This is a genomic window from Streptomyces sparsus, from assembly GCF_054776295.1.
On record NZ_BAAHCA010000136.1, the window covers coordinates 1 to 8,399 of the forward strand.

The 8,399-nt window shown below is 71.2% G+C and carries 4 protein-coding genes; 1 reads left to right on the top strand and 3 read right to left on the bottom strand.

The features are described from left to right. The 3 genes from ACYVE9_RS09845 to ACYVE9_RS09855 all read right to left on the bottom strand — a co-directional run. A partial coding sequence (locus ACYVE9_RS09845; RefSeq protein WP_461027378.1) for a maltokinase N-terminal cap-like domain-containing protein occupies nucleotides 1–839 on the bottom strand: 839 nt, incomplete at its 3' end. A 257-nt stretch (nucleotides 840–1,096) separates the two neighbouring features. Then, entirely contained in the window at nucleotides 1,097–2,818 is a 1,722-nt protein-coding gene (gene treS, locus ACYVE9_RS09850) for a maltose alpha-D-glucosyltransferase (RefSeq protein ID WP_461027379.1), read from the bottom strand. Beyond that, the gene (locus ACYVE9_RS09855; protein ID WP_461027380.1) at nucleotides 2,805–4,856 is read right to left on the bottom strand and encodes an alpha-1,4-glucan--maltose-1-phosphate maltosyltransferase; all 2,052 of its coding nucleotides are present in this window, start codon (nucleotides 4,854–4,856) and stop codon (nucleotides 2,805–2,807) included. Before ACYVE9_RS09855 ends, treS begins: the two co-directional genes overlap by 14 nt. Nucleotides 4,857–5,314: 458 nt before the next feature. Here ACYVE9_RS09855 and glgP point away from each other — a divergent pair, with 458 nt between their 5' ends. Continuing rightward, nucleotides 5,315–7,855, top strand: a complete 2,541-nt coding sequence (gene glgP / locus ACYVE9_RS09860) for an alpha-glucan family phosphorylase (protein WP_461027381.1) — start codon at nucleotides 5,315–5,317, stop codon at nucleotides 7,853–7,855. Nucleotides 7,856–8,399 lie beyond the last annotated feature (544 nt).

Genomic DNA, 8,399 nt, shown 5'->3' on the forward strand with positions numbered 1-8,399 from the left:
TGCAGCACCGCGGTGGGCAGCGCCTCGGCGAGCGCGGTGTGCACCTCGGCGGTGGCCCGTCCCAGCGCGTGCGCAGCGGCCCGGAAGTCGGCCTTGTCGGCGAGCGAACGCAGCGCGAGCTGCCAGGCGTCCCTGGTCTGCGGCAGGAACGGTTGCAGCACGCCCAGCGTGACCGGGTCGGTGGCGGGCGCCTCGAACCAGGCGACGGGCGCGGGCACCCGGGTGCAGCCCGTCCTGGCCAGCGCGAGCGGCAGCTCCAGGTCGGGGTTCACACCGGCGCTGACCCGGCGGAACAGCTTCAGGATGTAGACGTCGCCGTAGACGACGGAGGAGTTGGACTGCTCGGCCAGCAGCGGGCGGGGCCGCAGCCCGGACGGGATGGCGCTGCCCGGTTCGCGCCGGAACCGCAGCGCGCCCAGCCGGCCGGGGGCGCGGAGACGTTCCAGCAGCAGTCCGGTGAGTCGTGGATCGGGCACCGCGTCGTACAGCGCCAGCCCGCGCAGCGGGCCGTCGGTGGGCCGCCCGATCAGCGCGGGCGCCAGCACCGGCGGCAGAACCGGCCGGGTGCCGAGCAGGAGTTGGTAGCAGTCGGCCTCGTCCCCCTGGTGAGCGCGTACCAGGAGGTGCAGCAGCCCGGGAGCGGCGCCGCCGCCGGAGCACGGCAGTAACTCGGTGGCGGTGGCCAGCGAGAGCCCGTCCAGCGGGCGGCCCTTGCCGGCGAACCAGCGCTGCCGGGGCAGCCATCGGGTGAGCAGTGGAGTGAGCGAGCGCAGCAACGCCGGGTCGTCTGTCTCGTCGACAGCAACATGGGGCGAGGAGCTGTCCGGCTTCGCGGTCATGGCGTCCTTCCCCCGGGCACACGAAATCTACGCAAAGTGTCCCGGATTGCGGCAATGACTGTCCGTCTGTGCGGGACGTGTTGAGGGGAGATCGACCGTGCGGCGGTGCTTCACTGGGCCGCACGGGTGTTGTTCACACACGTGCTTCGGCGCGAGTGTCTAAGAGAGTGCCCACGGCGGCCCGGCGGAAACCGGTCGGACCGCCGTGCCCCTTGGGAAGCGGGTGGCACCTCACGCTCAGGCGTACGCCACGCGGGTCACGCGGACGTCGGCTGCGTGCGCAGCCGGAACCAGTAGAACCCGTGTCCGGCCAGCGTGAGCAGGTACGGGAGTTCCCCGATGGCGGGGAACTTCACCCCGCCGATGAGTTCCACCGGATGGCGGCCCTTCCAGGCCCGGAGGTCGATCTCGGTCGGCTGCGGGAAACGCGAGAAGTTGTTCACGCACATCACCACGTCGTCGCCGCCGTCGGGCAGCCGCATCTCCCGCAGGTACGCGAGCACCGAGGGGTTCGTCGACGGCAGTTCGGTGTACCGGCCGGTGCCGAACGCGGGGTTCTGCTTGCGGATCTCGATCATCCGGCGGGTCCAGTGCAGCAGCGACGACGGACTGCTCATCGCCGCCTCGACGTTGGTCACCTGGTAACCGTGGACCGGGTCCATGATCGCCGGGAGGAACAGACGGCCCGGGTCGCAGGACGAGAAGCCGGCGTTGCGGTCCGGCGTCCACTGCATGGGCGTGCGGACCGCGTCCCGGTCGCCGAGCCAGATGTTGTCGCCCATGCCGATCTCGTCGCCGTAGTAGAGGATCGGCGAGCCGGGCAGGGACAGCAGCAGCGCGGTGAACAGCTCGATCTGGTTGCGGTCGTTGTCGAGCAGGGTGGCGAGCCGCCGCCGGATGCCGATGTTGGCCCGCATCCTCGGGTCCTTGGCGTACTCCGCGTACATGTAGTCGCGTTCCTCGTCCGTGACCATCTCGAGCGTCAGCTCGTCGTGGTTGCGGAGGAAGATGCCCCACTGGCAGCCCGACGGGATGGCCGGCGTCTTGGCGAGGATTTCCGACACCGGGTAGCGCGACTCCCGCCGGACCGCCATGAAGATGCGCGGCATCACCGGGAAGTGGAACGCCATGTGGCACTCGTCGCCGCCCTTGGAGTAGTCGCCGAAGTAGTCGACGACGTCCTCCGGCCACTGGTTGGCCTCGGCGAGCAGCACGGTGTCCGGGTAGTGCGCGTCGATCTCGGCCCGGACCCGCTTGAGGAAGTCGTGCGACTGCGGGAGGTTCTCGCAGTTGGTGCCCTCCTCGGCGTACAGGTAGGGCACCGCGTCCAGCCGGAAGCCGTCGATGCCGAGGTCCAGCCAGAAGCGCAGCGCGGAGATCATCTCCTCCTGCACCTGCGGGTTCTCGTAGTTGAGGTCCGGCTGGTGGGAGAAGAACCGGTGGAAGAAGTACTGCTTGCGCACCGGGTCGAACGTCCAGTTGGACTGCTCGGTGTCGACGAAGATGATGCGCGCGTCGGCGTACCGGTCGTCGTTGTCGTCCCAGACGTAGTAGTCGCCGTACGGCCCCTCGGGGTCGCTGCGGGACTGCTGGAACCACTCGTGCTGGTCACTGGTGTGGTTCATGACCATGTCGATGATGACCCGGATGCCCCGCTGGTGGGCGGCGTCCACGAACTCCACGAAGTCGGCGAGGTCGCCGAACTCGGGCAGTACCGACGTGTAGTCCGACACGTCGTAGCCGCCGTCGCGCAGCGGCGACTTGAAGAACGGGGGAAGCCAGAGGCAGTCGACACCCAGCCATTGCAGGTAGTCGAGTTTCGCGGTGAGGCCCTTCAGGTCTCCTACACCGTCGCCGTTGCTGTCCTGGAAGGAGCGGACGAGGACTTCGTAGAACACCGCTCGCTTGAACCACTCGGGATCGCGGTCCTTGGCGGGCGTGTCCTCGAAGGTGTCGTGGACGGGCTCATTGACGCTCATCGTTGGGTGACCCTCCGGTCGGTGAGGACGGTCGCAGGGTCAGTACGTGAGCCGGGGCCGAAGTGCCGGCACTGCCGGGTTCCAGGCGCACGTAGTTGTCCCTGCCCCAGTGGTAGGTCTCGCCGGTGAGCTCGTCGCGCACCGGGATGGGGGCGGCGCCACTTTCCTGCGCGGGGGTGAGACCCGACGCCTGCAGTGCCGTCATATTCAACGACACCGTTGCCTCGTGGGTGTGGTGCGGATCGAGGTTGACGACCATGAGCACTAGGTCGGGGTAGGGGACGTTGCTGCGCTTGGAGTAGGCGATGACGTGCTCGTTGTCCGTGTGGTGGAAGTCGAGCCCGCGCAGCTGCTGGAGTGCCGGGTGCCGCCGGCGCAGCCGGTTGAGCGTGGTCAGCAGCGGGCTGAGGGTCCGTCCCTCCCGTTCGGCCCCGGCCCAGTCACGCGGCCGGAGCTCGTACTTCTCCGAGTCCAGGTACTCCTCGCTGCCCGGACGCACCGCCGCGCACTCGTACAGCTCGTAGCCGGCGTACACGCCGTAGGTGGGGGAGAGCGTGGCCGCGAGTACGGCACGGATCGCGAACGCCGCCCGGCCGCCGTCCTGCAGGTAGCCGGGCAGGATGTCGGGCGTGTTGACGAAGAAGTTGGGCCGCATGTACGAGGCGGCGTCCCCGGACAGCTCGGTGAGGTACTCCGTCAGTTCCTGCTTGGAGTTACGCCAGGTGAAGTAGGTGTAGGACTGCTGGAAGCCGACCTTCGCCAGGGTGTGCATCATCGCGGGCCGGGTGAACGCCTCGGCGAGGAAGACCACGTCCGGATCGGTGCGGTTGATCTCGGCGATGACCTTCTCCCAGAAGACCACCGGCTTGGTGTGCGGGTTGTCGACCCGGAAGATCCGCACGCCCTGGGCCATCCACAGCCGCAGCACCCGCAGCGTCTCGGTGACCAGGCCGCTGAACGCACGCGGGTCGGAGTCGAAGTCGATGGGGTAGATGTCCTGGTACTTCTTCGGCGGGTTCTCCGCGTAGGCGATCGTGCCGTCCGCGCGTTTGCGGAACCACTCCGGATGCTCGCGCACCCAGGGATGGTCGGGGGAGCACTGGAGGGCGAAGTCCAGTGCCACCTCCATGCGCAGCGCCTTGGCCTCGGCGACGAAGTGTGCGAAGTCGTCGAAGGTGCCCAGGTCGGGGTGGACGGCGTCGTGTCCGCCGTCGGCCGAACCGATGGCCCACGGTGAGCCGACGTCGTGCGGTTCCGGCGTCAGGGAGTTGTTGCGGCCCTTGCGGAACGCGGTGCCGATCGGGTGGATCGGCGGCAGGTACACCACGTCGAAGCCCATCGCGGCGATCGCCGGCAGCCGTTCGGCGGCCGTCCGCAGCGTGCCGGACACCGGCGGCTCACCGTCCTTGACGACGGCACCCTCCGAGCGGGGGAACATCTCGTACCAGGAGCCGAACAGCGCCCGCTTCCGCTCCACGACCAGCGGCAGCGCCCGGGTGCTGCTCACCAGCTCCCGCAGCGGATGCCGTCCCAGTACGGCCAGCACCTCCGGGGTGAGGGCCGCGGCCAACCGGGCGGCGACCGGCCGGTTGTGGTCGCGCAGCGCGTCCACCACGTCCAGGACCACCGCACGGCCCTCGCTCTTGGGCACCTGGGCGGCGGCCCGCTCGTGCAGGGCGGCCCCTTCGGTGAACGTCAGTTCGGCGTCGATGCCGGCGGGGATCTTCACCTCCGCGTGGTGCCGCCAGGTGGCCAGCGGATCGCTCCACGCCTCCACCGCGTACGTCCAACGGCCCTCCACCTCCGGTGTGACGTCGGCCCCCCACCGGTCGGTGCCGGGGCTCAGTTCGCGCATCGGGATCCACGGTCCGCCGCGCCCGGTCGGGTCGCGCAGCACCACGTTGGCCGCGACCGCGTCGTGCCCCTCGCGGAAGACCGTGGCGGACACCTGGAAGGTCTCTCCGGCCACGGCCTTCGCTGGGCGGCGTCCACAGTCGACGAGCGGCTGGACGTCCAGGACGGGGATACGACCGATCATGGGCTCACCTGGGTCTGGTACGGGGGTTTTGTTACTTTCTATCCGCTCCGCTGGCAACTGGTTGGTTGCGGGCATGACCGCTCCTGTCCGCGTTCACTCGGCTGGGGGTCTCGCTGGGGCGCAGGATCACAGCCTGCCCACGCTCCGGGGGCGGCTATTCAGGCGCCCGGTGAACTACTCGTACGTAACCGCGAGTACCGAGGCGGGGCCACACGGGCGGTACGTCCGCCCGGGCGTGCCGCAGCACCGCCACCGTGCAACCGGCGGCCCGGAAGCCGCCTGCCGCGGCCGGGAACACCGCGGGTCGTTCCGCGCCGGAGCACGCCGGGCGCGTCGCCGGACACGAAGCGGGCGCGCAATGCGCCCGCTATATGGCCGGCAGTGCTTTGTGGGTGGAAGTCACGCGAAATCGTGGCGAAGGCACGCAACGGGCGGTCCCACCCGGTTACCGTCGAAGCGTGAAGGCCATTCGTCGTTTCTCCGTGCGTCCCGTCCTTCCCGACTCCCTACGACCGCTCAGCGATCTGGCGCGCAATCTGCGCTGGTCCTGGCACTCGGATACCCGTGAGTTGTTCCGGTACGCCGACCCGGACGGCTGGCGGGCCGCCGACGGCGACCCCATGCGGCTGCTGGGGTCCATCCCCGCCGAGCGCATCGCCGAACTCTCCCGCGACCGCGGCTTCCAACGCCGGCTCGCCGTCGCCGCCGGTGACCTGCACGACTACCTGACCGAGCCGCGCTGGTACCAGAACGCCGGCGAGGGGCTGCCGGCCGCCGTCGCCTACTTCTCGCCCGAGTTCGGCATCACCGCCGCACTGCCGCAGTACTCCGGCGGGCTGGGCATTCTCGCCGGCGACCACCTCAAGGCCGCCAGTGACCTCGGCGCCCCCCTCATCGGCGTCGGCCTGCTCTACCGGCACGGCTACTTCCGCCAGTCGCTGTCCCGCGACGGCTGGCAGCAGGAGCGCTACCCCGTGCTCGACCCCAACGAGCTGCCGCTGGAGCTGCTGCGCGAAGCCGACGGCACCCCGGCCCTCGTCGTGCTCGCCCTGCCCGGCGGCCGCTCGCTGCGCGCCCACGTGTGGCAGGCCCGCGTCGGCCGGGTCCCGCTGCTGCTGCTCGACTCCGACGTGGAGGACAACGGGCCGGCCGAACGGGACGTCACCGACCGGCTCTACGGCGGCGGTCGGGAGCAGCGGCTGCTCCAGGAGATGCTGCTCGGCATCGGCGGCGTGCGTGCCGTCCGCGCCTACTGCCGCCTCACCGGGCACCCCGCGCCCGAGGTCTTCCACACCAACGAGGGCCACGCCGGTTTCCTCGGCCTGGAACGCATCAGGGAACTCGGCGAGCAGGGCGTCGCCTTCGACGCGGCCCTGGAGTCCGTACGGGCCGGCACCGTCTTCACCACCCACACGCCGGTGCCCGCCGGCATCGACCGCTTCGACCGGGAGCTGGTCGCCCGGCACTTCGGCGACGACGGGGAACTGCCCGGTCTCGCCGCCGAACAGGTGCTCAGGCTCGGCATGGAGACCTATGCCGGCGGTGAGCCGAACCTGTTCAACATGGCCGTCATGGGGCTGCGGCTGGCCCAGCGCGCCAACGGCGTATCCACCCTGCACGGCGAGGTCAGCCGCCGCATGTTCGCCGGTCTGTGGCCGGGGTTCGACGCGGCGGAGGTCCCGATCGCCGCCATCACCAACGGCGTGCACGCGCCCACCTGGGTCGCGCCCGAGGTGAGGCCCGGCACGTCCCGGCTGCCCGACAGCGAACTGTGGGACCTGCGGCGCGACCTGCGCGAGCAGCTCGTCCAGGAGGTCCGGCAGCGGCTGTACGAATCGTGGCGGCACCGCGGCGCCGCCCGCGCGGAACTCGGCTGGATCGACCAGGTGCTCGACCCGGACGTGCTCACCATCGGGTTCGCCCGCCGGGTGCCGTCCTACAAGCGGCTCACGCTGATGCTGCACGACCGCGACCGGCTCACCGAGCTGCTGCTGCACCCGGAGCGCCCCGTGCAGCTGGTCATCGCCGGCAAGGCCCACCCGGCCGACGACAGCGGCAAGCGCCTCATCCAGGAGCTGGTCCGGTTCGCGGACAACCCCCGGGTGCGGCACCGCATCGTGTTCCTGCCGGACTACGGCATGGGCATGGCCCGCACCCTCTACCCCGGGTGCGACGTGTGGCTCAACAACCCGCTGCGCCCGCTGGAGGCGTGCGGCACCAGTGGCATGAAGGCGGCACTGAACGGCTGCCTCAACCTGTCCGTCCTGGACGGCTGGTGGGACGAGTGGTACGAGCCGGACTTCGGCTGGGCCATCCCCACCGCCGACGGCCCGGCCGCCGACGAGGACCGGCGGGACGCCATCGAGGCCGCCGCCCTGTACGACCTGCTGGCCGACCAGGTCGCGCCCGCCTTCTACGACCGCCCGGGCCGCTGGCTGGAGATGATCAGGCAGACCCTGGACCGGCTCGGTCCGAAGGTCCTCGCCGACCGCATGGTGGGGGAGTACGTGCAGCGGCTGTACGCGCCGGCCGCCCGGTCGCACCGCGAACTGGCCCCGCCGGCCGCCGCGGAACTGGCCGACTGGAAGGCCCGGGTCCGTGCCGAGTGGCCGCGGGTCGCCGTCGACCACGTCGAGGCGGTCGGACCGGCCTCCGACTCGCTCGAACTGGGCGGCGCGCTGTCCCTCCGGGTCCGGGTCACCCTGGGCGGTCTGGAACCGGCGGAGGTCGAGGTGCAGGCGGTGGCCGGCCGGGTCGACGAGTCGGACTCCATCACCGAACCCGTGCACGTGGCCCTCAAGCCCACCGGCGGGCCCGACCTGGAAGGCCGCTGGCTCTTCGAGGGGCCGCTCTCCCTGGACCGCACCGGTCCGTTCGGTTACACCGTGCGTATCCTGCCCGCCCACCGGCTGCTGGCCGGCGGCACCGAGATGGGGCTGGCCGCCGCCCCGTCGGAGGGCATCGCGGGGGGCGAGGCGGCCGGCGTGCTCATGCGCTGAGCCGGACCACCCCGAGGGGGCGCCCGCGTGCCGGGCACCCCTCGGGTACCGGGCCCGCCCACCGGCCCCCGGCTCGCAGGCCGGGAGCGTACGGCGGCACCCCGTCCCGGATCCGCGATCGTCACATGTGGGTGGCGACGTTCCGGTACCGTACGGCACTGCGTACGCTGAGCATCTCCCGTTCACCCAGGCCCGGTTCGGCGGCCCCGCCGCGCCGTGCGCTGCCCCGGAACCGCAGGTGGGACCCCACACGGGCCACCTCGCGGCCGTCGGCGCCGGTCAACCGGAACCCCTACGTCCACCACACGTTCGGGTCCCTGGGGAACGCAACCGGGAGACCGGGGGCGTACGTCCCCGCTGGTACGGCCGGCACCCCCGGGCGGAGCACGACGCGAGGAGCGAGCATGGGTCTGCGGGCCACCCGCCGACAGCTGGTGAACGCCTGCCGGGCGGCGTCCGGACTGCTGATCGCCGCCGCCCTCACCGCCACCGCCCTCACCACACCCGCCCACGCCGCCGCCGAACCCCCCGGCGGCACCGCCCG